The following is a 24,096-nucleotide window of genomic DNA, read 5'->3' as shown; positions in this document are numbered from 1 at the left end:
ATGGTTTCCGGATCGTAAAAGCGGGAACTCGGATGAACACCAGACCTGCGGGGCAGGATTACATCGCAACGCTGGACCTGCTCAGGCTGGTGGCAGCACTTGCCGTTGTGTTCTTTCACTATTTCTTTCGCGGCGCGGCCGCCGAAGGCTTTCTCGCCGAGGGTTATCCGCTTGCCGCACCGGTGGCTCTCTACGGCTATCTCGGCGTCAATCTGTTCTTTCTGATCAGCGGTTTCGTCATTGCCTGGTCGGCGGAAAACCGCAGCTGGGACCAGTTTGCGATCGCGCGGTTCGTTCGCCTTTATCCGGGCTTCCTGCTCTGCATGACGATCACCTTCGCGATCGTCTTCCTTGCCGGCTCACCGCTGCTTCCGGTCTCTTTCGTCCAGTATGCCGCCAATCTGTCGATGTTTGCACCAGCCTTCGGCCAACCCTTCATGGACGGCGTCTACTGGTCGATCGTTCTTGAACTGGTTTTCTATGGTTGGGTGACGCTGGCCCTGTTCACCGGGCTCTTCCAGAAACGCAAGCTGGAATTGATCTTCATCTGGCTGGCGATCTCGGCCTTGAACGAGTTCTTCTTCGGCAGCGGCGCGGTCCGGCTGCTGTTCATCACCGAGTTCGGGCCGTTCTTCGCCGCCGGCGTGCTGGTCCACCACATCCATGCGCATGGCCGTTCACTGCCGGCCCTGCTGCTGCTTGCCGCCGCGTTCCTGATCTCTTGCGGAACGCTATCGGTGACGCAGCACTGGATGCAGAACCACTACGGCATTGCCGTTTCGTCGGCCAATCTCGTCGTTGCCAATATCGTCATGCATGGTGCGCTGATTGGGGCGGTGCTGCTGCGCGACCGTGTCAGGCCATCCTCGCTCACTCTGGCGCTGGGCGGGCTGACCTATCCGCTCTATCTGCTGCACCAGGACGTCGGCTATCTCGCCATCAATGCCGCAGCCCCTCTGGTCGGGAAATGGTTTGCCGCCTTTGGCTGCGTCGCACTCATGCTCTTCGTTTCGTGGGCGATCTGGCGCACGTGCGAACGCCCCGCGCAGCGACTGCTCAGGATTTGGCTCGGCCGCGCGGTCGATGTCGGAAGGACGCGATTTCGCCGCGTCTCTGCCGGAGCGCAGCCCGCCGAATGAAAAAGGGCGCCTCGCAGCGCCCTTCTCATTTCTGGTCTGTCGCGCTGCTTACTGCGGCAGCTTGTCGTCGACACCCTTCACATAGAAATTCATGCCGAGCAGCGTGCCGTCGTCGGCGACTTCGCCATCCTTCAGCCATGGCGTGCCGTCCTGCTTGGCGACCGGTCCGGTGAAGGGGTTCCAGCCGCCCGCGATCTTCTTCTCGGTCGCCTCGGCCATCGCCTTCACGTCGTCGGGCATGTTGGTGTAGGGGGCGAGCTTGACCGCGCCGTCCTTGATGCCAAGCCAGACATTGTCCGGCTTCCAGGTGCCGTCGAGGGCTGCCTGGACCCGGCTGATGTAGTACGGACCCCATTCGTCGGTGAGCGAGGTCAGCTGTGCCTTCGGCGCGAACTTGATCATGTCGGAGGACTGGCCGAAGCCGTGCAGCTTGCGCTCCTCGGCCACCTGCAGGGCAGCGGTCGAATCGGTGTGCTGGACGATGATGTCGGCGCCCTGGTCGAACAGCGCCTTGGCGGCGTCGGCTTCCTTGCCCGGATCGAACCACGAGTTCACCCAGACGATCTTGGCCTTGAAATTCGGGTTGATCGATTGGGCGCCGAGCATGAAGGAGTTGATGCCCATCACCACTTCGGGGATCGGGAAGGAAACGATGTAGCCGGCAACGCCTGCCTTCGATTCCTTGGCAGCGATCTGGCCGAGCACATAGCGGCCTTCATAGAAACGCGCATTGTAGATGCCGAGATTGTCACCGGTCTTGTAGCCGGTGGCGTGTTCGAACATCACCTTGGGAAATTTCTTGGCGACCTTCACTTCCGGGTCCATGAAGCCGAAGGAGGTGCCGAAGATGATCTTGCAGCCTTCGCGCGCCAGGCGCTCGAATGCGCGGTCGGCATCGGGGCCTTCGGAGACGTTTTCGAGATAGGCGGTCTCGACCTTGTCGCCGAGCGCCTTCTCCACCTCGAGGCGGCCCTGGTCGTGCTGGTAGGAATAGCCGAAGTCGCCGATCGGGCCGGTGTAGACCCAGCAGGCCTTCAGCTTGTCCGCGGCCTCGGCGGTTGCCGCCAGCGATAGGGCGGCGGTCGTGGTCATCAGGGCAATAAGCAGTTTTTTCATTGTGTTACCTCTCTGAGTTAAGCCTTGGAGCTTCCCGTTTGTTTTTATTGTCAACGATCCGGAACGAATGGCTGCCCCAAGGAAGCCGGCGTGTTCATCATCGTCAGACGCTTGTTGCGCGAGATTAGAACGAGAACCACGACGGTTGCCAGATAGGGCAGCGAAGAAAGGAACTGCGAAGGCACTGGAATGCCAAAAGCCTGTGCATGAAGCTGGCCGATCCACACCGCGCCGAAGATGTAGGCGCCGGCCAGCACCCGCCATGGCCGCCACGAGGCGAACACGACCAGCGCCAGCGCGATCCAGCCGCGGCCGGCACTCATGTTCTCCACCCATTGCGGCGTGTAGACCAGCGACAGGTGGCCGCCGGCGAGACCGGCACAGGCGCCGCCGAAGATCACCGCGAGATAGCGGTAGCGGATCACGTGGATACCCAGCGCATGGGCTGACGTGTGGCTGTCGCCGATCGAGCGCAGCGTCAGTCCGGTCCGGGTCTTGAACAGGAACCACATGACGGCGGCGGTCAGTGCGATCGAGATGTAGAAGATCGGATCCTGGCCGAACAGCAATCTGCCGATGACAGGGATCGAGGTCAGGCCGGGAATGTCGAGGTTGGGCAGCCGTTCGCCGGGCTGGCCGACGAATCTGGTGCCCATCATGCCGGACAGGCCGAGGCCGAGCAGCGTCAGCGACAGGCCGGTCGCCACCTGGTTGGTGGCCAGCGACAGCGTCATGACGGCAAACAGCAGCGAGAACACCGCGCCCATGGCGATTGCCGCCAGGAGGCCGATCCAGGGCGAGCCCGTGAGGTAGCTGGCGCCGAAGCCGCCGACGGCGCCCATGATCATCATGCCTTCGACGCCGAGATTGAGCACGCCGGAGCGCTCGACCACCAGTTCGCCGATAGCCGCGATCAGCAGCGGCGTTGCCGCCGTGGCGATGGTCAGAAGGATGTTTACGGTGATGTCCATCAACGGGCTTCCTTCAACTTTGGCGCGACTTCGAGTTTCGCGGTGCCCTGCGGTTTGGTCAGCGCCAGGCCGATCAGGCGAATGCGGTAGTGAATGAGCGTGTCGCAGCCGAGCACGAAGAACAGCAGCATGCCCTGGAACACCCGCGCCACCTTGTCGGAAATGCCGAGCGCGCTTTGCACCGCCTCGCCGCCGAGATAGGTCAGCGCCAGCACCAGTCCGGCGGCAACGATGCCGAGCGGGTTGAGGCGGCCAAGGAACGCCACGATGATAGCGGTGAAGCCGTAGCCGGGCGAAATGACGGGCTGCAACTGGCCGATGGCGCCCGAGACTTCCGAGATGCCGGCAAGGCCGGCCAGCGCACCCGACAGCAGGAAGGCGAAGAACACCATCCGGTTGAGGCCGAAGCCGGCGAAGCGCCCTGCCCGTGGACTTGAGCCCAGCACACGCACCTCAAAACCTTTCAGCATGCGGCTCATCAGGATCCAGACCAGCACCGCGGCGACCAACGCGAAGACAAAACCCCAGTTTGCCCGTCCGGCATCCGGCATCAGTTCCGGCAACACGGCCGAATCGTTGAACTGGATGGTCTGCGGGAAGCCATGGCCTTGCGGGTCGCGCCACGGTCCGCGCACCAGCCAGTCGAGGAAGAGTTGCGCGACATAGACCAGCATCAGGCTGGTCAGGATCTCGTTGGTGCCGAAGCGTGTCTTCAGCAGAGCCGGGATCGCTGCATAGGCCGCGCCGCCGACCATGCCGAGCAACAGCATCAGCGGCAGCACCAGCGGGCCTTCGAACTGCGGAAACAGCACCGGAATGATCGACCCGACAATGCCGCCGAGGATGAACTGGCCTTCGGCGCCGATGTTCCAGATGTTGGCCTTGTAGCAGACCGACAGGCCAACAGCGATCAGGATGAGCGGCGCTGCCTTGATCGCCAGCTCATGCAACTGCCAGACCTGGCTGATCGGCTCGATGAAGTAGATGCGGAATGCGGTCAGCGGATTGACGCCGAGCAGCGCGAACATGATGGCACCGGCGATGATCGTCAGCGCGAAGGCGATGAACGGCGACAGGGCCGAAAACAGCGCGGAGCGCTGCGGGCGTTTGACGAGTTCGAGGCGCATCATGCCGTCTCCAGTCTATGTTCGGCGTGACCGGGTTCGGCGCCGCCCATCAGCAAGCCGACCTTCTCGAAGGTCGCTTCGGCGATCGGCATCGGCTTCGACAACTCGCCATTGTGCATGACCGCGATCGCATCCGATATCTCGAACAGCTCGTCGAGATCCTGGCTGATCACCAGCACCGCCGATCCGCTGCGCGACAACTCGATCAGCGCCTGGCGGATGTGGGCGGCAGCGCCCGCGTCGACGCCCCAGGTCGGCTGGTTGACCACCATGACGCTTGGCCGGCGGTCGAGCTCGCGGCCAACGATGAATTTCTGCAGATTGCCGCCCGAAAGCGCCGCGGCCTCCGGATCCGGCACGCTCTTGCGCACATCCATCGCCTCGATGATGCGTTGGGCGGCAGCGTAGATGGCGGCGCTCTTGACCATGCCGCCGGCGCCGACAAACGCCTTGCCGTCGGTTGCATGGCGCGACAGCAGCAGGTTCTCGGAAAGCTTCATGCGTGGCGCGGCACCGTGGCCGAGGCGCTCTTCCGGCACGAAGGCGGCACCCAGCAGGCGCCGTCCGGTGATGGTGAGGCCACCTGCGTCCTTGCCGCGAATGCGCACCGAGGCGGCATCCTGCTGCAACACCTCGCCGGAGACGGATTCAAAGAACTCGCCCTGGCCGTTGCCGGCGACGCCTGCGATGCCGATCACCTCGCCGGCCCGGACATTCAGGTTGATGCCCTTGAGCGGGATCGAGAACGGCGTTGCCGGCTTGCGGCTGAGGTTGCGGATTTCGAGCAGCGGCTGCGCCTTGTCGATCCCCTCGACCGGCGCGCGCACCACGGCCTGCACCTCGTTGCCGACCATCATGCGGGCCAGCGACGAGGCGGTCTCCTCGCGCGGGTTGCAGTGGCCGACCACCTTGCCGTGGCGCAGCACGGTGGCGCGGTCGCAGATACGTTTGACCTCTTCGAGCCGGTGCGAGATGTAGAGGATGGATTTGCCCTCCGAACGCAGACGTTCCAGCGTCTCGAACAGCTTGTCGGCTTCCTGCGGCGTCAGCACCGAGGTCGGTTCGTCGAGGATGATGAGCTGCGGTGTCTGCAGCAGGCAGCGGATGATCTCGATGCGCTGGCGCTCGCCCACCGACAGGTCGCCGACCAGCGATTCAGGATCGAGCGGCAGGCCATAGCTGAAGGAAAGCGCCCTCGCCTTCGCCGCGATGCTGCTGATCGGCGAGCCGTCGTCCAGCGACAGCGCGATGTTTTCGGCCGCGGTCAGCGCTTCGAACAGCGAAAAATGCTGGAACACCATGCCGATGCCGAGCTTTTTCGCGACGCCGGGGCTGGAGATCCTGACCGCTTGGCCGTTCCAGAAGATCTCGCCGGAATTGGGCTCCAGCGAGCCGAACAGCATCTTGACCAGCGTCGACTTGCCGGCGCCGTTTTCGCCGAGCAAGGCGTGGATTTCACCTCTGGCGATGTCGAGATCGATATGATCGCACGCCGTCAGCGTGCCGAATATCTTGGTGAGGCCACGGACCTCGAGCAGGTTCGTGTCGTTCTGATTTGCACTCACAGTGCCTCCCATCTGGTTAGCCAGATATGTTCTGTGTTCCCGCAAGCATGGTAGGCGCGGCCTGCTCTCATCGGAAAGCGGCACACGTCTTGAAAGAGCTTCAAGAATTTCAGCGGAAATTCAAGGGATAGCAAGGCAGAATGGACTAAGAGACTGTTTTGAAATTCGCTCTGGCGAGTCATATGGGGGTGGTTTCGAGAACCGGAGCGCAGCGGACGTTCGGGTCCGTGAGCTCAGTTCTACTGCGACGCAGTAGAACGGGGAAGCGCAGAAAACGCCCTCAGATGGCCGCCAGAGTAGAGTTTCTAACCAGTCTCTAAGGGATGAGAATGGTCGTCCCTGTGGTCCTGCGGCCCTCGAGGTCGGAATGCGCCTCGCCCGCGTCCTTGAGCGCATAGCGCTGGTTGATCTTGATCTTGACGGCGCCACTGAGCACGACTTCGAACAAGGCAGCGGCGGAGGCCTCGAGGTCCTCGCGTTTTGCGTTGTAGACGAACAGCGTCGGCCGGGTTGCGAACAACGAGCCCTTCTGTGCCAGCAACGACATGCTAAACGGCGGAATCGGTCCCGAGGACTGGCCGAAGCTGACGAACATGCCAAGCGGCCTCAGGCAGTCGAGCGAAGCCGGAAACGTGTCGTTGCCGACCGAATCGTAGACGACGTCGCATTTCCTGCCGCCGGTGATTGCGGCGACGCCGGCGACGAAATCCTGTTCCTTGTAGTTGATGACATGGTCGAAGCCGTGCGCCTTGGCGAGCTCGATCTTGTCGGACGAGCTGGCTGTGCCGATGACAGTTGCGCCGAGGTGTTTCGCCCATTGGCCGAGGATCAGCCCGACACCGCCGGCCGCGGCATGAAACAGGATCGTGTCGCCGGCTTTCACCTTGAACGTCCGGCGCAGCAGATATTCTGATGTCATGCCCTTCAGCATCATCGCGGCCGCCTGTTCGTCGCTGATACCATCCGGAACCTTGACCACGCGGCTGGCGTCGATGACGCGCTCTTGCGCGTAAGCCCCCGTCGTCACGGCATAGGCGACGCGATCGCCCGGCTTCAGCCAGTCGACACCCTGGCCAACCTCCAGCACCACGCCGGCGGCTTCGCTGCCAGCGACAAGCGGGAACCCGCCGGGCGGCGGATAAAGGCCCGAGCGATGATAGACATCAATGAAATTGAGGCCGATCGCCGTATGCCGGATCAGGATCTGTCCCGATCCCGGCTGGCCGGGATCACTGTCCTCATAGGTCAGGACTTCCGGGTCGCCATGGGCGTGGATACGGATCGCTTTGGACATCGTCAGGCTTCCTTGAGAAGAGTGGCTGATCAGGCCTTTTTGGCACCGAGGTTGGGAAAGAACTGCATGACGCCACCAATGCAGGCAAGGTAGAGCCCGGTGATGGTGATGCCGATCTTGGTGAAGGTGCTGACCTGTTCGCCCAGCACGCCGATCTGATCGTAGAAGGCGGCCAGTGCCGCTTGCGCCAACGCAAGCGCGCCGAAAGCGCACCACAAGAGGGTCATCGCAAGATTGATGCGCCGCAGCCGCACCACCCGTACCGGATGGATGAAGTTGATCGGCACGAAAGTCAGGATGCCGGCCACCACCACCACCGCGAACGAAACCCATTGTCCGGGCTCGATGACGAACAGCGTGAACACCACCATGTTCCAGACCACGGGGAATCCCTTGAAGAAATTCTCCTTCGTCTTCATGCCGGTGTCGGCATAATAGATGGCGCTGGAGACGACGATGATCGCCGCCGACAGGAATGACAAGCCCTCGCCCATGAAGCCGCGCTGGTAGAGCGCGAAGGCCGGGATCAGGACGTAGGTCACATAGTCGATGATGTTGTCGAGCATTTCGCCCGACCATGTCGGCAGGATTTCCTTGACCTCGAGCTTTCTGGCGATCGGCCCGTCGATGCCGTCGACGAACAGCGCCAGCCCGAGCCACCAGAACATCGCCGTCCAGCGCTCTTCGCTCGCCGCCACCAGCGACAGGAAGGCCAGGAACGAACCCGACGCGGTCAGCAGGTGGACGGAGAACGCCCTCGCCTGCGGCCATGTGACCTTCTTCTTCGGCCGCGGAATCCGGTCCGTGATCTTTTTGGCGGCTTTTCGGGCCGTTGTGTTTTTGCTCACGGGCCCCGCCAATCCAGCTTGCAGATTTCGGCCGAACGGCCGGCGAAATTCCAGTTGCGGCCGAAAGCCCGCATCTTGCTCTTGTCGGACCTGGCCACGATGATCTCCGGCGCGATCCAGTATTCCGAATTGCTGATCACCGTATCCTTGTCGCGATCCTTGCCGGGGATGGGTGTCACCGCCCCGTCGATGATCTTCGGTATCTGGAAGATACGCGTCTTGTCGCGCGTCTCATAGGTGATCGGCACCTGCTCGACGCCGAGGAATTTGCCGACGAGGATGGAGAGCAGCGAGGTGGTTCCGCCCGCCTTGCCGGTGAAGATCTTTGTCAGCGCCTTGACCGCGTAGACCGAGGCTCGCTTGTCGATGAACAGGCCGGCGGTCCAGTTGCCGCGGCTCATGTAACCGGGGATTTCCATGACCAGCCCAAGATTGAGATTGGACAGGTCGACGTCGCCGAAATGACCGGCGTCGATGCGAAACCCGGCCCAGGTCTGGCAATAGCCTTCGGTTGGCGGATGGTTGCCCAGGGACAGCACGCAAGGGCAAAAAACCGTGCAATTGCAGGAGAGTACGAGCTCTCCCTTCATTGCCCAGCCATGATCTGCCATCGATTTTCCCCCACTCACAGCGAGACTACTAGCAGCGCGGCTGCCCAGACAAGCAGTATCGCACCGGCCAGCCGGGTTGGAACCCTGCTGGCTGTTTGTTTTTCGATCAGGGTGAACAGCCCGATCAACGCCATCCAGAAGACGTTCATGACGCCGACGGCGAACATCACCAGCATCAATGCCCAGCAGCAGCCGAGGCACCACAGGCCTTGCGCGATCCCAAGCCGAAAGATGCTGGCGGGCCTGGCGCTCCAGTTCGCGAAAAGGATCGAGAACGGGTTCTTGCATTTCTTCAGGCAGGCTTCCTTCAGGCCACTGAACTGATAGAGGCCGGCGACCAGCAGCGCGAGCGCACCGGCAGCGCCGACGACCGGGTCGAGCATCTCGCCTGAAGAGGCGAATGCATGCGCGGCCAGGGTCAGCGCCGCGAACATCACCGAGGCGGCGAGCCAGACGCTGAGGTAACCGGCGACCAGCACCAGCGGATGAACGACCGGCTCGCCCTTGATGCGTGCCGTATCGGCGATTTCGCAGTAGGTGCGGATCATCGGCGCGGCCGAAGGCAACATCGTCGCGATCGCCATCAGGAACCACATCGAAACCAGCGCAGCTGCCTGCAGGCCGAGATTTCCGCCCAGCGGTACCGGCGACAGGCAGAGCGCAAAGAACCGTTCCAGGAAATCGGGCAACGGCAGTTGCGGCAGGTTGCGCAGGATAGCGTCGCCGGGGGCGCTGACGCCTGCAATCCGTCCTTCGGCGCCGCGGATCGCCATCGCGGCAAGGGACAGCCAGGCAAGCAGGATACAGGCGCCGACAACGACGTTCACCGTGACGCGAGGATTGCGCGCGATGGTGGCCATGGCGCGGCCGGCGCGGTCGAGATGGCTGAAGTCGTCCTGCTGGCCGGTCATGTCATCCGAATGAGCCGAATCGCCGCGTTGATCAAGCGGCATGATCTGACCTATATGCTCATCGAACGGCAGGTCGGGTGGACCGCCTCGCACTGCAAGCCGGAAGCCGATCTTGGAGCATAAGCAAACTGCGCGGATACTGGTTGCTGGCACGGGGCCGGCAGGACTGATCGCGGCGCTCGGTTTTGCCGCTGCCGGTTTCCCGGTGACGCTGGTCGGACCCGAGGCCACTGCCCCCGATGGCCGCACGACGGCCCTGATGAACCCCGCCTTGAAAGTGCTTGAGCGGCTGGGTGTTCTCGACGACATCAAGCCCAAGACGGCGCCCCTGAAAGTCATGCGCATCGTCGACGCCACCGGCCGGCTGATCCGCAGCCCGGTCGTCACCTTTCGCGCCAGCGAGATCGATGAGGACCAGTTCGGGCTGAACCTGCCCAACAGCGTGCTCAATCCGGTGCTCGCCAGCAAGGTTGCCGCGCATGCCGGCATCGAATGGCAGCGGTCGATGGTGGCGAACTGGCAGCTCGATGCCGAGCACGTCCGTGCCGTCCTGACCGACGGCAGCTCGGTGGACGCATCGCTGGCGGTCGCAGCCGATGGACGGCTGTCGCCGGCGCGCCAGGCGGCCGGCATCTCGACCTCGGCTCGCTCCTATCCGCAGGCCGCTCTTGTGCTCAATTTCCGCCACAGCGGCGACCACGCCTTCACCTCGACGGAATTCCACACCGAGACCGGTCCGTTCACGCAGGTTCCCCTGCCCGGCAATCGCTCCAGCCTGGTCTGGGTGGTGAAGCCCGAGACCGCGACCGAACTCGCCGCATTGGACGATGCAACGCTCTCGATGCGGGTCGAACAACAGATGCAGTCGATGCTGGGCCGGGTGACGGTCGAGCCGGGCCGGCAGATCTACCCGCTTTCGGCGGTGACACCGCTGCGTTTCGCAAGGGACCGGGTAGCGCTGGTCGGCGAAGCCGCCCACGTGTTTCCACCGATCGGTGCGCAAGGCCTCAATCTCGGTATCAGGGATGTCGACGATCTGATTGGAATCGCTTGTGAAAATCGCAGCGATCCGGGAGCCGCCAAGGCCCTGGCCGCCTACGACTTCAAGCGTCGGCCCGACATTCTGGCGCGCAGCAGTGCGGTCAACCTGCTCAACATGTCGCTGCTTTCCGACATGCTGCCTGCCCAGATGGCCCGCGTTGCCGGGCTCGGCGTGCTCGGTGGCTTCGCGCCGCTTCGCGCTTTTTTCATGCGCGAGGGGCTTCGTCCCGGCAGCGGCTTCGCGGCGCTGGCCGGCAGCCTGCGAAGGCCGGCGCGCTGACGGCTTCCTACAATCTGCGTTGTCGACGGTCATTGACATTGCCGCGTGCAGCAAAACCTTTGCGTCGCGTCCTGCGTAGCTTCAAGACGCGCTTAAATGCCACGGGATTGAATTGACGCGCGGTCTGCGCCAAATAAGCTCAAGGAATTCAGTGGTGAGTACGATGAAAACAGCCAAATTCGCAATCGGACAGGTGGTTCGCCACCGGCTGTTTCCATTCCGGGGCATCATTTTCGACGTCGATCCGCAGTTTGCCAACACCGACGAATGGTACGAAGCCATCCCCGCCGACGTGCGGCCGCGCAAGGATCAGCCGTTCTACCATCTGCTCGCCGAGAATTCAGAGACCGAATACATCGCCTATGTCTCCGAGCAGAATCTGCTCGAGGATCAGTCGGGTGAGCCGGTCCGGCATCCGCAGATCAAGGAGATGTTCGACAAGAAGCCGGATGGAGGTTACCAGCCGAAACGGCAGTCCAGGCACTAACCTATTGAGAGACGGGCACAAAAAAAGCGGGGCATGACCCCGCTTTTTTGTTGGCTCGGCGATATCGGCCGATCAGTTGGCGGTCTTCGCCTTGTCCTGCTCTTCCTTGAGCTTCTTGGCGAAATCCTGGTTGTTCTTGGCGACAAAGTCCTGAAGCTTCTTCTGCCGGTCCTCGATGTCCGACTGCTGCAGCGCCGGGCCGTCATAGGCGCCGCTGAAACCCTGCAGGGCAATCTTGATCGGATTGGGCTGATTCTGGAAATTGACGGAGGTCAGCGTGATCGCCTGGCCCTTCTTGAACGCAGCGACGAGCTGATCGGTTAGCGGCACTTCGGCCACGCAACGATCCGGGAAGCAGATTACATAGTCGAGCTTCTGCGCCTTGCCGGTGTCGATCTGCAGGCCGATGCCGGGAGGCACCAGACGGCCGGTCGGGACCGTCACCTGGAACACCTTGCGGTTCACCTTGCCCTTGAGCTCGATCAGGCTGACGCCGGTGATCAGCTGGCCGTTGCCGGCGGTGGTGATGTTCTGGACGTTGCAGATGTCGACGTCTTCCTGCTTGGTGCAGGCCTTGAACCACCCTTGCGGAATCTGCTGTTGCTGCTGTGCGGAAGCAGCGGGAAGTCCTGCGCCCAGAAAGCCGATCACGCCAGCGGCCATGACCGACAGGCGGTACGCGTTGCTGTTCAGGCTCGTCATGTCGTGCACTTCCTCTCAAATGATCCCGGGACCGGCTTCTTCGTGCCGTGTGGTCCAGCTACCTGTTGCCGAAATGAGGCAACAGAATGACTTCGGAGGGCGTGTTACACTGCAAGCGAGGCCGAATCCAGCCCGACGCTCGCAATTGTTGAACGCGCGGTTGGCCGGCGCGCAGCCGCCTCATGCTAGGGTGCACACCGAATCATCAAGCCGACCCAGTAAGGAGACGGTCATGGGCCGCGTTCTTGTTTGGCTGATCACCGCGATATCGTTTCTCGCACTTTCGCATCAGCCGGCCGCATCGGAGCCGAAGCACGCGATCGCCATGCAGGGCGAACCGGCGCTGCCCCCCGACTACACGCATTTCAACTACGTCAATCCCGATGCGCCGAAGGGTGGTTCGATCACCTATTGCGTCGTCGGCAGCTTCGACAATCTCAACCCTTTCATCCTCAAAAGCCTGCGCACGACGGCGCGCGGCATGATGGATCAGAATTACGGCAATCTCGTCTTTGAACCGCTGATGCAGCGTAACTACGATGAGCCCTTCAGCCTGTATGGCTTGCTTGCCGACACCGCTGACATGGACCCCGAGCGCAAGAGCATCGAGTTCCATCTCAACCCGAATGCCAAATGGTCGGACGGCCAGCCGGTGACGCCGGAGGATGTGCTGTTCACCTACGATGTCTATACCGACAAGGGCCGTCCGCCCTACAGCGCACGGATGAGCTTGATCGCCAAGCTTGAAAAGACCGGCGACCACAGCGTTCGCTTCACCTTCAACGACAAGGCCAATCGTGAGACGCCCTTGATCATCGCGCTGACGCCGATCCTGCCGAAACATGCCTTTAACAAGGAGACCTTCGACAAGACGACGCTGAAGCCGCTGATTGGCAGCGGCCCCTATACAATAGCGCAAGTGCAGCCCGGCCAGCGCATCGTCTTCAAGCGCAACCCGGACTATTGGGGCAAGGGCGTTCCAGCCAAGCGCGGCTTCGACAATTATGACCAGATCACCATCGAATATTTTCTCAACGCCAACGCCAAGCTCGAAGCGTTCAAGAAGGGTCTCTGCGCCATTGACGACGACAGCGATCCGGTCAAGCGTGAGCGCGATCTCGATTTTCCGGCGTTCCACAAAGGGGAAGTGATCGCCGAAACCTTCGACACCGGCATTCCACCCGTGGTGACCGGCTTCCTGTTCAACATGCGGCTGCAGAAGTTTTCCAACCCGGTGGTGCGGCGTGCACTCGGGATGCTTTACGACTTCGAATGGGCCAACAAGAACCTGTTCGGCGGAAAATACGCGCGCGCGATGAGTTATTGGCAGAATTCCGAGCTTTCCGCGCTCGGCCACCCGGCCGACGACAGGGAAAGGGCGTTTCTGGCACCCTACCCCGGCCGCGTACCGGCTGATGTGATGGATGGCACGTATCGACCACCGGTCACGGATGGTTCAGGTCAGGATCGCAAAGTGCTGAAAGCTGCCTTCGATCTGCTGAAAAGCATCGGTTATCACGTGCAGGACGGGACGATGCTCGATCCCGACGGCAAACCCTTCGGCTTCGAGATTCTGGTTGCTTCACAGGACGAAGAGCGCCTCGCCGGCATCTACCAGCGCACGCTGGAGAAGATCGGCATCGATGTCACCATTCGCAGCCTCGATGGCGACCAGATCCAGTCACGCAAGCAGCGCTTCGATTTCGAAGCTCTGATCGGGTCGAGCGGCTTCAACAATTCGTTGTCGCCCGGCATTGAACAGCTCGGACGCTGGGGGTCCGAAGCGGCCAAGGCCGAAGGTTCGTTCAACCTTGCCGGGGTCGCTGATCCTGCGGTGGATGCGGCGATCGAGGCGATGCTGCGCGCCCGTTCGAAGGAAGACTATGTCGCTGCCGTTCGCGTGCTCGACCGACTGCTGATCTCCGGCAACTATATGGTGCCGACCCAGTACAACACACAGCAATGGATTGCCTACTGGAACTACCTGGAACATCCGCAAAAGACGCCCATATTTGGGTATCAACTGCCAACCTGGTGGCGCAAGCCGAATTGAAGATACAGGAGATCGAGATGAGCGAACCGAACGCCATCACCGTCGATGTGGTGTCCGATGTGGTCTGCCCATGGTGCTTCATCGGTCAGAAGCGGCTCGACAGAGCGATCGCCGCTGTCGGCGATGTCGACGTGCATATTCGCTGGCGGCCGTTCCAGCTCGATCCGACCATTCCGCCGCAAGGCAAGGATCGCCACGACTACATGCTGGCCAAGTTCGGCAGCGACGAGCGTATCCGCGAGATTCATGCCCGCATCGAGCCGCTCGGCGAAGTCGAAGGCATTTCCTTCGCCTTCGACGCCATCAAGGTGGCGCCGAACACATTGGATGCGCACCGCCTGATCCGCTGGGCGGGTGCCGCCGGCGAAGCCGTGCAGAACAGGCTGGTGCGCCGGCTGTTCCAGCTGAATTTCGAGGAAGGCGCCAACATCGGCGACCATGCCGTGCTGATCGAAGCCGCGCGCGAGGCCGGCATGGACGCGTCCGTCGTTGCCACGCTTTTGCCGACTGACGCCGATGTCGAGGCGGTTCGCACCGAGATCGCCACCGCGTCGCGCATGGGCATAACAGGCGTGCCGTGCTTCCTGCTCGAGGGCAAATACGCGGTCATGGGCGCGCAGGATGCCGATACGCTGGCTGATGCCATTCGTCAGGTGGCGGCTGCCAAGGCGCGTGGCGAATTGGAAAAGGTCGAATGAGGCTGGCCACCCCTCTCCTTTCCCGACAAGAGCAAGTCTTACTTCACCGTCACCTTGGCCTTGCTGATGAAAAATCCATGGCCGTTTGTGGCCGTGCAGGTCAGTCCCTTGGTTGACGACTGGCACGAGAACGGCCCTGCGCTCCAGCTGTTGCCGTAGCCAAGCTTGTCGACATCGCTGCAGCAGCCTTGCTCGCCTGGGTTTTTGATCAGTGTCGCCGGCCCCTTCGGGCCCAGGATGATGGTGACATAGCTCGGCTCGACGCGGGAGCAACTTAATTCCGGGCCGCCATCCCTCGGCTCATAGGTGCCGGTGCCGCCTTTCGCCGTGTAGATGCAGCCGATGTTGCCGGTCGGCGTGTTGAACTCGATCTGGCCGTCGGCGCCGGCTGGGATGCTCTGCTCGGCGGCATGCGCTAGAGGTACCCAGGCAAAGAGGGGCAACCAGGCGAACAGGGACAGGATTGCGGCCGCGCGTGCAAGCATTGGGAACTTCCTTGTTGGAGAACCGGACATGCATGGGTGTCGACAATGCCCGGCAAGGTTCAATCCCGAACGGATGAATTGTCAAACACAGTTCCTGAGTTGACCAGACAAGACGGAACGCGCCGCTCGGACGATTTTCCGGTCACTTCCTGCCTCCGGCAAGGACGATAATGGCAAGCCCAGCGAGGTCACGAACGGCAAATTTTCCGATGTTCGGGCCAGCCCGCTCTGAGAAAATCGCTCGGTTCGTGCGATTTCGAGTTCACAAAACCGTGCGGCAACCTTCCCTAGGGGAAGCTTCTTCGATGGCATGCCTCCGTAGATCAAGCATTTGAAATCAATGAGGATATCCTGATTTCTGCCGACCGTTGTCGCCATATTTCAGCGTGTAATCTGTTGCCTCTTGGCAACGGCCGTTGGGTGTAATCAGTTCGGCCAGCTTTAAAATTAATGGAAAATGATCAATTGGTGTTACCATCCGTAACAAAAGAAAAAAAGGTTAGGCGGGATCGTGATTCGGGTCGGTAGACCATCGCAAGAGTCAGTACCGGAAAAAACACCTCGCGATGCCGCAAGGCGATCGCCTCTGACGCCGGTATCGTCGATGCGCGGCTTCTGGGGCCTGATGCGGGCCTACTGGGTCTCGGACCGCTGGAAGGAAGCCTGGACACTGACGCTGGTGATCGCGCTGCTCACGGCGCTGTCCAGCAAGGCCGGTGTCTGGTTCGCCGAAGCCTCCGGCGAGCTGGTCAACTCGATCGCATTCTTCCATGACGCCGCCAACACCACGCCGCTTCGCTCGCTGCTGGTCAATGCCGGCATCCTTGTGCTGCTGGTCGTGCTCAAGGACGCCGGCTTCACCGGCATCCGCAACCTTGTCTCGGCGACGTTGCACCGCAAATGGCGCGGCTGGCTGGACAGCCGCTTCAATGAAGCGTTGCTGGATGGCAATCATACGCATTTCCATGCGCAGCATGCGTCGACCGGCAGCGGCGCGCCCGCCCCCGACAACATCGACCAGCGCGTCCAGGAATCCATCAAGGACATGACCGGCGGCGCCATCGGGCTCGCCATGGGTGTGCTGGGCGTCGCCACCTCGCTTTATTTTGTCGGCCAGAAACTGCTCGAAAACTCTGTCGAGGTGAAGGGGCTGGAGTTCCTCGGCAGCTATGGCAGCGCCATCCTCGCCTTCCTGGCCGTCGCCACCTACGTGCCGCTGAACACATGGATCGCGGTCAAGCTCGGCGGCCTGCTTGAGCGCCTCAACGTCAGGATGCAGCAGGCCGAGGGCAGCTATCGCGGCGAGCTGACGACGTTCCTGCGCCGCAGCTTCCATGTCGCGGCGTCTCAGGGCGAAGGCGTGCAAAGGACCATGCATGGCCGGCTCTATGTCGACATCGACGGCACCTGGACGCGGCTGAACATCGTCAACACGGTCTACATGTCGTTCGAGCTGATCTACAATTTCATCGGCGCCCGCATTGTCGCCTATGGACCGGGCCTGGTGCCGTTCATCCACAACGGCCTCGATCTCAAAGGCTACATAACCGGCTCCGAACTGGTCAATTCGCTGATCGGCCAGTGTTCGTGGTTCATCCACGTCATGCCCGCCATCGCCACGCTGCGCGCCAACAGCCAGCGTGTCACCGAGCTGACCAACGCGATCGAGAACGTCCAGCATCCGCAGGAGTTCTACAGCCAGACCGGCCGCTCCGACTTCAACTATGCCAGCCAGAACCCGGTTTTCGGCCTGACCATCCAGAAGCTCGAACTGGCGCATCAGGGCGAGGATGCCACGCCGTTCCTCAGTGCCGTCAATTTGCGCTTCCGGCGCGGCGAATGGACCTTCCTGAAAGGCGAGTCCGGTTGCGGCAAGACCTCGCTGATCAAGGCGATCAACGGCCTGTGGCCCTATGGCCGCGGCACCATCGTCTTCCCTGAAGGCGTCAAGAGTTTCTATGCCGCCCAGGAGGTCAAGCTGCAGCCGGTGTCGCTGAAACAGCTGGTCTGCTTGCCCGGCTCCGAGTACGACCATGGCGACGCGCAGGTCGCGTCAGCGCTGCACAAGGCAGGCCTGGGCGACTTTATCGAGCACATGGCCGACGAAAACCGCGAAGGCAAAAGCTGGGATCAGGTCCTGTCGGGCGGCCAGAAACAGAAGCTGGTGGTGGCCCGTATCGTGCTGCAGCAGCCGGGGCTGCTGTTCCTCGACGAGGCGACCGGCGCGCTCGACCCCGATGGCAAAATTGCTTTCCACCAGGCTATCAAGGACAACTGCCCCGATGTCACGGTGATCAGCGTCATGCACGAGGCGGTGGCGCCGCGATCGATGACCGGCAACGAATTCTATCACAGCATCGTCGCGATCGCCGACGGCGTCGCCACCAAGAAGCCGCTGGTGCCGACCCTGCCTGTCGAACTGACCACCATTCTCGCGCAGCCAAGGCCGGTCGAGGACAAGTGGCTGCGTTTCTCGCGCCGGCTGAAGCAGAAATAGCGACGCTGTGACCCGAGCCGGCCGTGTCATGCGGCGGCCGGTGATCACAGTCTCGCGATCTCGGCCGCTCGCCGGCATTTTCCTTCCTCACCGCGATTGACACGGCAAGGCGCGCTCCTATGTTGCGCCCGCTTGCAGACAGTCAAACTACGAACCCGCAAGCGGAAAGGTCACCGCGCCATGCCTGGCGACAGTCACAGTCGAACGCAACCGCCGTCCGCCTAGACGTGACCTCTAATGGTTCATGTCCTGCCGGACGGCAAGGAGTGAACCATGAACGAATTTACCGCCGTAGCGAGCGACGAGGCCGTCGCGATTGCCCGTATCCTAGCCAATGATCACGTCGCCGACATTGTCGAGGCCCTGAACAGGGAGCCGCGCGAAACCGCGACGGAACTGCTTTGTGAAGTGACGTTCGAGCGGCTGGTCGAGATCTTCGATCAGCCCGAACTCGACGGCGCGTCCGAACTCATAGAGGCGCTGCCGCGCGCCAAGGCGGGCAAGCTGCTCACCGCCATGTCGGTCGACCGCGCCGCCGACATCCTGCGCGAGCTCGACGAGCCGGCGCGTTCCGAGCTGCTCGGCGGGCTTGCGCCGCCGCTGCGCGCAACCCTGCTCTCCATTCTCGGCTATCCCGAAGGCAGTGCCGCTTCGATCATGACGACGGAGTTCGTCAGCGTGCCCTCGGACTGGACTGTCGGGCGCACGCTCGACTACATCCGCAAGGTCGAGCGGACGCGCGAGACCGTCTACGCGATCTATATCGTCGATCCGCAAACGCATCTGCTCGTGCGTTCGACCGGCCTGCGCCGGCTGATCACAGGCGAGCCGGACGATTCGATCATGACGGTGGCGCCGGATCGTGTCCCGGTGACGGTCACACCGCTGACCGATCGCGAAACCCTGGCGCAGACCATCTCGAAATACGATCTGCTTGCCGTCCCGGTCGTCGACCACGGCAAGATCCTCGGCATCGTCACCATCGACGACATCATCGACACGATGATCGAGGAGACGACCGAGGACGTCCACCGTTTCGGCGGCATGGAGGCCCTCGACGAGCCGTATATGAAGATGAGCTTCCTCGCCATGATCAAGAAGCGCGGCGGCTGGCTGTGCGCGCTGTTCATCTCAGAGATGCTGACGGCCAACGCCATGCAAAGCTATGAGGGCGAGCTCGAGAAGGCGATCGTGCTGACGCTGTTCATCCCGCTGATCATGAGCTCGGGCGGCAATTCCGGCTCGCAGGCGACGTCGCTCGTCATCCGGGCGCTGGCGCTGCGCGAGATCGGTCTCGGCGACTGGTGGCGGGTGGCGCTGCGCGAGCTGCCGACCGGTCTCGTGCTGGGCGCCATGCTCGGCGTGGTCGGCATCTGCCGCATCGCGCTCTGGCAATATATGGGCTTCTACGACTATGGCCCGCACTGGCCGCTGATCGCCACGACGGTCGGCGCGGCACTGGTCGGCATCGTCACCTTCGGTTCGCTGTCGGGGTCGATGCTGCCGTTCGCCTTGAAACGCATCGGCTTCGATCCGGCCAGCGCATCGGCTCCGTTCGTCGCCACGCTGGTCGATGTCACCGGGCTGGTGATCTATTTCTCGGTCGCGCTGGTGATCCTGCGCGGAACGCTGCTCTGAGCAATTCCAGGAAAAGTGTGAAACGGTTTTCCGCCCGGAATTGCGTCAAAACAAATCTAGCAGCATCAACTGTCTCCGCCGCCGGTCATGGCCGGCGGTGGGTTCCGCACTTCCCCGTCTTAGATTTGCCTGCCATAGACGGCGTCGCGCAGCGCATCGGGGAAGGCGCCCGTCATGCCTGATATGGCCGTGTTGGTCAGCGCCACCACCGTCAGGTCCAGTGTCGGGTCCACGAACCAGGAATGACCGTAGACACCACCCCAGCGCCAGGTGCCGGCGGCCTGGGGCGTCGACGCGGCAAGCGGGTCGCCGCAGCACACCAAATCCGAGCCCCCAGCCCCAGCCTGGCATGGTGGTCTCCAGGCCCGCTATCGCGTCCGTGGTCATCGCCGCTGCCGTTTCTGGGCGGATGACTGATCCACCCCCGGAACGCAGCGCCTCTAAAAGCTTGAGGACATCGCCGGCGGTGCCGTTCATGCCGGTGCCGCCCGAGGCGAAGGATGCAGGGTCGAAGACGCGCCCAGGCGAGAATGAGATAGCGCCGTCGCCGAAGGGCACGCGATGCTGCTCGCCCATGGCAATGGCCTTGTCAGGTCCATCGGCGTAAGGCGTCACCAGCCGTGATCGATCGCGCACGACAAAGGCTGCCTCTTCCATGCCGAGCGGCTGGACGACCAGGCGATCGACCAGCTCCGGCAAAGTGGCGCCAGTGGCTCTCGCCATGGCCTCGCCCAGCACATCCATCGCCACCGAATAGCCCCAGCCTGTTCCCGGCACATAGGACAGCGGCACCGAGGCGATGCGGCTGAGGTTCTCGGCCATCGAAAGGCCGGGCTGGTCGAGACCGTCGGAGACCCCTGCTCGATGATAGGGTCCGTCGGCCGCCTCGCGGAAACCGTAGCTCAGGCCGGCGGTGTGCGTCAGCAGCTGTCGGAGGGTGATGACGGGCTCGCTGCCATCGGCCAGCCGCGGCCGGAATTCCGGGATGAACTTCGCTGTGGGATCGTCGAGGCCGATTACGCCGGCTTCGACGAGAGCAAGCGCTGCGGTCGCGACAACAGGTTTGGTCACCGACGCCAGCCGGAAGATCGCATCCGCCGTCATCGGCTTCTTCGATTCACGATCGGCAAGGCCGGCGGCCCGGCTGTAAAGGATTTCGCCGCGTCGGGCGACAAGGATCACGGCGCCGACAATGCGCTCCGCCTCGACGGCCCTGTCGACAACCTGATCGACGCGTCCGCCAAAGTCATGGTCGAGCGGTGCGGGCATTGATTGCTCCCTTGGCGACGAGCCGCCTGGCATCAGCCGATGCGCTCGCCGTCCTTCACGCGATAGGTCGGCTTGTACAGGGTGACCAGTTCTTCCGCCGCTGTCGGATGCACCGCCATCGTGCGGTCGAAATCATCCTTGGTCAGGCCGGCTTTCAGCGGAATGGCGAGAAGCTGCGCCATCTCGCCGGCATCCGGCCCCAGTACGTGGGCGCCAAGCACCTTCTTCGACGCGCCATCGACCACCAGCTTCATCAGCATCTTCTCGTCGCGACCGGACAGCGTGTGCCGCATCGGCCGGAATGTCGCACGGTAGATTTCAATGTAGGGGAAGCGTTTGACGGCATCGTCCTCCGACAGGCCGACGGTGCCGATCTCCGGCTGTGAAAACACGGCGGTCGCGATCGTCTCGTGATCGGGCGCGGTCGGATTGCCCTTGAAGGCGGTTTCGATGAAGCACATCGCCTCGTGGATCGCCACCGGCGTCAGCTGTACGCGGTTGGTGACGTCGCCGATCGCCCAGATGTTGTCCACATTGGTGCGCGAGTATTCGTCGACCGCGATTGCGCCGGTCTTGGTCATCTCCAGGCCGATGCCTTCCAGGCCCATATTCTCGGTGTTGGCAATGCGGCCGATGGCCAGCATCACCTGGTCGACCGTCAGCACCTTGCCGCCGCTGACGAGCGCGTCGAGCCGGCCGTCCGGTCGTTTGCGGACCGATTCGGACACGGAATGGCAAAGGATCTTTATCCCCTTCTTCTCCATCGTCTCGTGCAGCATGCGCCGCAAGTCCATGTCGAAACGGCTGAGGATCTCCTTGCCGCGGTAGACCAGCGTGGTGTCGACGCCGAGGCCGTGGAAGATGTTGGCGAATTCGACGGCGATGTAGCCACCGCCCTCGATCATGATCGCCTTGGGCAGCTCCTTGAGGTCGAAAGCCTCGTTGGAAAAGATGCAATGTTCGTGGCCTGGCAGCGCCGGATGCGCCGCCGGGCGGCCGCCGGTGGCGATCAGGATCTGGTCGGCGGTGACGGTGCGATCTTCGCTGAGAAGATGCACCACATGCGGATCGACGATCATGGCGCGCGAATGAAAAGCCTCGCCGCCGGCGCCCTCGACGTTCCTCTTGTAGATCGCCTCCAGCCGGCTGATCTCGCGATCCTTGTTGGCAACCAGCGTCTGCCAGTCGAAACTGGCTTCCGGGACCGTCCAGCCATAGCCGGCGGCGTCGGCGAAATGCTCGGGAAATTGCGAGGCATAGACATAGAGTTTCTTCGGCACGCAACCGCGGATGACACAGGTGCCGCCATAGCGATACTCCTCGGCGATGCCGACGCGCTTGCCGAGCGCGGCCGCCACGCGCGCCGCGCGCACCCCACCCGAGCCGCCGCCGATGACGAATAGATCGTAGTCGTAACCGGCCATGACGCGGCTCCCTCAAGCTTCAGAAATGTGAGTGACAGGTAGGCCGCGAAGCAGCAAAAGAAAAGCCCGGACAAGCCGGGCTTTTGCAGATGGCCGCTAGAGCATGATCCCGAAAAGTGGAATCCGGTTTTCGGAAAAGATCATGCTCAAATAAAGAGCTAGAGCCCCATCCCGATTCCATCGGGGTGGAACAGGCTCTAGGCCGTTTTGAAATGCAGGATCAGTTGTTGTCCGCGGGGGCCGCGCCATCGGCGGGTGCGGCGCCATCCGCCGGGGCGGCTCCGTCCGCGGGCGCGGCAGGCGCTGCCTGCGCCTTGGCCTTGGCGGCAGCGGCCAGCGTTTCGCCGACCTGCTGGGCAAGATCACGGCCGACGCCGTTCTGCCAGATGTCGGCTGCCTTGACCAGGTCGCGGGTCACCGTCGGGCCGCTGTCGAGCAGCTTCTTGCCCGAATCGGAATTGTAGAAGGTGGCGATGTCGGTCAGTTCCTTTTCGGAGAACACTTTTGCGTAGGCGAGTGCTGCTTCCTTCTCGAGATCGGCGCGGCGCGAGGCCAGCGCCAGTGCCTTCTCGCTGATGGTCTTGCCGATCAGTTCCTGCATGTCCGGGTTCTTCTGGATGAGCTGCGACTCGAGCGCTGCGGCCGCCTGCGGCAGGATGTTGTCGAACGGGTCGGTCGCGTGGATCGCCGCGACGGCCGCGCGAGCGGCCTTCAGGTGCGATTCCGTGACATCCTGTGAAAACGCCGGCGACGAGAAGGCAAGAACGGCTGAAGCCGCCAGAACGGCGCAAAGGCTGCGAACCCGGTTATGCAACATCATGATCGGTAGAACTCCCTGGTTTTCGGGCGGCATGGACGGTTTGGATACCGTCGCCGCCGGCGATGATGGCCGCTGAAGCCAGCCCGATGAAAAGACCATGCTCGACAACGCCCGGAATGGCGTGGAGAGCATTCGAAAGCGCTCTTGTATCCGGAATGCGGCCAAAAGATGCATCGAGGATAAAATGGCCGCCGTCTGTAACAAAAGCCCGGCCCCCCGTCATCCTCAATATAACTGGACCGGAAAGACCGAGCTTTTCAGCCGCGGCGCCAATCGCGATTTCGGTTGCGCGCAGGCCGAACGGGTTGACTTCGATCGGCAGGGGAAAACGGCCGAGCGTCTCGACCATCTTCGAGCGGTCGGCAATGACGATCATGCGCTGGGACGCCGCGGCGACGATCTTTTCGCGCAGCAGCGCGCCGCCGCCGCCCTTGATCAAGGTCAGCTCCGAGTCGATTTCGTCGGCGCCGTCGACGGTGAGATCGAGCTCGGGTGTTTCTTCCAGCGTCGACAGCGGCACGCCGAGCTCACGGCAGAGCAACGCGGTGCGCTCCGAAGTCGGCACGCCGACGATGGTCATGCCGGTGGCGACCTTTTCGGCAAGCAGCCGCACGAATTCGTCGGCCGTGGTGCCGGTGCCGATGCCAAGCCGCATGCCGTCGCTCACATGGGCGAGCGCCGCGCGTGCGGCTTCGACCTTCAATTGCCTTGCATCCATGCCGCTTGCTGCCCTGAAACCTGACGTTTTGGGCTCCTAGCATCTTTGCCGGTCTGGTCAAAGCCTTTGGCAGCGGCCTGCTGCTGTTGGTGAGTGGCATGTTGTGCAACGCGAGGGCAGAGAGCGATGCGTGGGCAGCTCCGATAGGAATTTTTTCTTGATCCGGTGATGGCAGCTATGCTACATATTTGCCCATGGTGCCGATTTGCGCCAACGACCCGCCGCCGTGGCGGGTTTTCCATTTCGGGCAGCTCGCCGCGAAAATGCCCGGTCCGGTGGAGCCTGCTTGCTTGGCCTGCTTGCCCAGGGCAATCGCTTCAGGTTTTCGAATTCGCCCCGTCACCCTTTTCCCGACGCTGGCGCCGCCCCTCACCTGCCTGCCGGCATCCTCTCCCCGTATAG

21 protein-coding genes and 1 pseudogene are annotated in these 24,096 nt (G+C 62.4%); 7 read left to right on the top strand and 15 right to left on the bottom strand.

Annotated features, from left to right (window positions below):
- The first annotated feature begins 32 nt into the window (after positions 1–32).
- On the top strand, positions 33–1,139 hold the full coding sequence (locus FCU66_RS04015) for an acyltransferase family protein (RefSeq protein ID WP_136620944.1): 1,107 nt from the start codon (positions 33–35) through the stop codon (positions 1,137–1,139).
- Between the two features lie 48 nt (positions 1,140–1,187).
- Here FCU66_RS04015 and FCU66_RS04010 read toward each other — a convergent pair whose 3' ends face one another.
- The 8 genes from FCU66_RS04010 to FCU66_RS03975 form a co-directional block, all read right to left on the bottom strand.
- A complete protein-coding gene (locus FCU66_RS04010; protein ID WP_136620945.1) occupies positions 1,188–2,255 on the bottom strand; it encodes a BMP family ABC transporter substrate-binding protein in 1,068 nt (355 codons plus the stop codon).
- Positions 2,256–2,305: 50 nt separating this feature from the next.
- Positions 2,306–3,226 carry an ABC transporter permease gene (locus tag FCU66_RS04005; protein WP_136620946.1) on the bottom strand — a complete coding sequence of 307 codons (921 nt, stop codon included), beginning with the start codon at positions 3,224–3,226 and terminating at the stop codon, positions 2,306–2,308.
- Complete coding sequence (locus FCU66_RS04000) at positions 3,226–4,356, bottom strand: ABC transporter permease (protein WP_136620947.1); 1,131 nt, start codon at positions 4,354–4,356, stop codon at positions 3,226–3,228. Before FCU66_RS04000 ends, FCU66_RS04005 begins: the two co-directional genes overlap by 1 nt.
- Entirely contained in the window at positions 4,353–5,930 is a 1,578-nt protein-coding gene (locus tag FCU66_RS03995; RefSeq protein WP_168992087.1) for an ABC transporter ATP-binding protein, read from the bottom strand. The genes FCU66_RS04000 and FCU66_RS03995 overlap by 4 nt, the downstream gene beginning before the upstream one ends.
- Positions 5,931–6,234: 304 nt before the next feature.
- Positions 6,235–7,212 carry a quinone oxidoreductase family protein gene (locus FCU66_RS03990; RefSeq protein ID WP_136620949.1) on the bottom strand — a complete coding sequence of 326 codons (978 nt, stop codon included), beginning with the start codon at positions 7,210–7,212 and terminating at the stop codon, positions 6,235–6,237.
- Between the two features lie 29 nt (positions 7,213–7,241).
- Positions 7,242–8,060 (bottom strand): phosphatidylcholine synthase, encoded by an 819-nt coding sequence (gene pcsA / locus FCU66_RS03985; RefSeq protein WP_136620950.1) that lies wholly within the window; start codon positions 8,058–8,060, stop codon positions 7,242–7,244.
- Positions 8,057–8,671, bottom strand: a complete 615-nt coding sequence (locus FCU66_RS03980; protein ID WP_136620951.1) for a DUF1326 domain-containing protein — start codon at positions 8,669–8,671, stop codon at positions 8,057–8,059. The genes pcsA and FCU66_RS03980 overlap by 4 nt, the downstream gene beginning before the upstream one ends.
- Positions 8,672–8,685: 14 nt before the next feature.
- Positions 8,686–9,624: a DUF2182 domain-containing protein gene (locus tag FCU66_RS03975; protein WP_136620952.1), complete on the bottom strand. Its 939-nt coding sequence runs from the start codon at positions 9,622–9,624 to the stop codon at positions 8,686–8,688.
- 70 nt (positions 9,625–9,694) lie between these two features.
- On the opposite strand from FCU66_RS03975, the gene FCU66_RS03970 reads away from it, so the two are divergent.
- Both FCU66_RS03970 and hspQ read left to right on the top strand, forming a co-directional pair.
- Positions 9,695–10,903: a UbiH/UbiF family hydroxylase gene (locus FCU66_RS03970; RefSeq protein ID WP_136620953.1), complete on the top strand. Its 1,209-nt coding sequence runs from the start codon at positions 9,695–9,697 to the stop codon at positions 10,901–10,903.
- Positions 10,904–11,066: 163 nt separating this feature from the next.
- On the top strand, positions 11,067–11,390 hold the full coding sequence (gene hspQ / locus FCU66_RS03965) for a heat shock protein HspQ (protein ID WP_056587784.1): 324 nt from the start codon (positions 11,067–11,069) through the stop codon (positions 11,388–11,390).
- 72 nt (positions 11,391–11,462) lie between these two features.
- Here hspQ and FCU66_RS03960 read toward each other — a convergent pair whose 3' ends face one another.
- Positions 11,463–12,092, bottom strand: a complete 630-nt coding sequence (locus FCU66_RS03960; RefSeq protein WP_136620954.1) for an invasion associated locus B family protein — start codon at positions 12,090–12,092, stop codon at positions 11,463–11,465.
- A gap of 232 nt (positions 12,093–12,324) precedes the next feature.
- Here FCU66_RS03960 and FCU66_RS03955 point away from each other — a divergent pair, with 232 nt between their 5' ends.
- Together FCU66_RS03955 and FCU66_RS03950 are read left to right on the top strand one after the other, a co-directional pair.
- Positions 12,325–14,145, top strand: coding sequence for an extracellular solute-binding protein (locus FCU66_RS03955; protein WP_136620955.1), 1,821 nt, complete (start codon positions 12,325–12,327; stop codon positions 14,143–14,145).
- A gap of 17 nt (positions 14,146–14,162) precedes the next feature.
- Positions 14,163–14,843 carry a DsbA family oxidoreductase gene (locus FCU66_RS03950; RefSeq protein ID WP_136620956.1) on the top strand — a complete coding sequence of 227 codons (681 nt, stop codon included), beginning with the start codon at positions 14,163–14,165 and terminating at the stop codon, positions 14,841–14,843.
- 38 nt (positions 14,844–14,881) lie between these two features.
- Here FCU66_RS03950 and FCU66_RS03945 read toward each other — a convergent pair whose 3' ends face one another.
- The gene (locus FCU66_RS03945; protein ID WP_136620957.1) at positions 14,882–15,328 is read right to left on the bottom strand and encodes a hypothetical protein; all 447 of its coding nucleotides are present in this window, start codon (positions 15,326–15,328) and stop codon (positions 14,882–14,884) included.
- A 604-nt stretch (positions 15,329–15,932) separates the two neighbouring features.
- On the opposite strand from FCU66_RS03945, the gene FCU66_RS03940 reads away from it, so the two are divergent.
- Positions 15,933–17,825, top strand: coding sequence for an ABC transporter ATP-binding protein/permease (locus FCU66_RS03940; protein ID WP_168992088.1), 1,893 nt, complete (start codon positions 15,933–15,935; stop codon positions 17,823–17,825).
- A 273-nt stretch (positions 17,826–18,098) separates the two neighbouring features.
- Entirely contained in the window at positions 18,099–19,463 is a 1,365-nt protein-coding gene (gene mgtE, locus FCU66_RS03935; RefSeq protein WP_136620959.1) for a magnesium transporter, read from the top strand.
- Between the two features lie 119 nt (positions 19,464–19,582).
- On the opposite strand, the pseudogene FCU66_RS03930 reads toward mgtE, so the two are convergent.
- The 5 genes and pseudogenes from FCU66_RS03930 to FCU66_RS41625 form a co-directional block, all read right to left on the bottom strand.
- Positions 19,583–20,732, bottom strand: a pseudogene (locus tag FCU66_RS03930) (serine hydrolase domain-containing protein).
- 32 nt (positions 20,733–20,764) lie between these two features.
- Complete coding sequence (gene gor / locus FCU66_RS03925; RefSeq protein WP_136620960.1) at positions 20,765–22,156, bottom strand: glutathione-disulfide reductase; 1,392 nt, start codon at positions 22,154–22,156, stop codon at positions 20,765–20,767.
- 220 nt (positions 22,157–22,376) lie between these two features.
- Positions 22,377–22,976 carry a DUF2059 domain-containing protein gene (locus FCU66_RS03920; protein ID WP_136620961.1) on the bottom strand — a complete coding sequence of 200 codons (600 nt, stop codon included), beginning with the start codon at positions 22,974–22,976 and terminating at the stop codon, positions 22,377–22,379.
- Positions 22,963–23,694: a ribose-5-phosphate isomerase RpiA gene (gene rpiA / locus FCU66_RS03915; RefSeq protein ID WP_136620962.1), complete on the bottom strand. Its 732-nt coding sequence runs from the start codon at positions 23,692–23,694 to the stop codon at positions 22,963–22,965. The genes FCU66_RS03920 and rpiA overlap by 14 nt, the downstream gene beginning before the upstream one ends.
- 175 nt (positions 23,695–23,869) lie before the next feature.
- A partial coding sequence (locus FCU66_RS41625) for a hypothetical protein (RefSeq protein WP_210239717.1) occupies positions 23,870–24,096 on the bottom strand: 227 nt, incomplete at its 5' end.

The organism is Mesorhizobium norvegicum (genome assembly GCF_004919685.1).
Lineage (GTDB): Bacteria > Pseudomonadota > Alphaproteobacteria > Rhizobiales > Rhizobiaceae > Mesorhizobium > Mesorhizobium norvegicum.
Note: the sequence above shows the minus strand (reverse complement) of the source record. Positions and strands in the feature narration are given on the sequence as shown.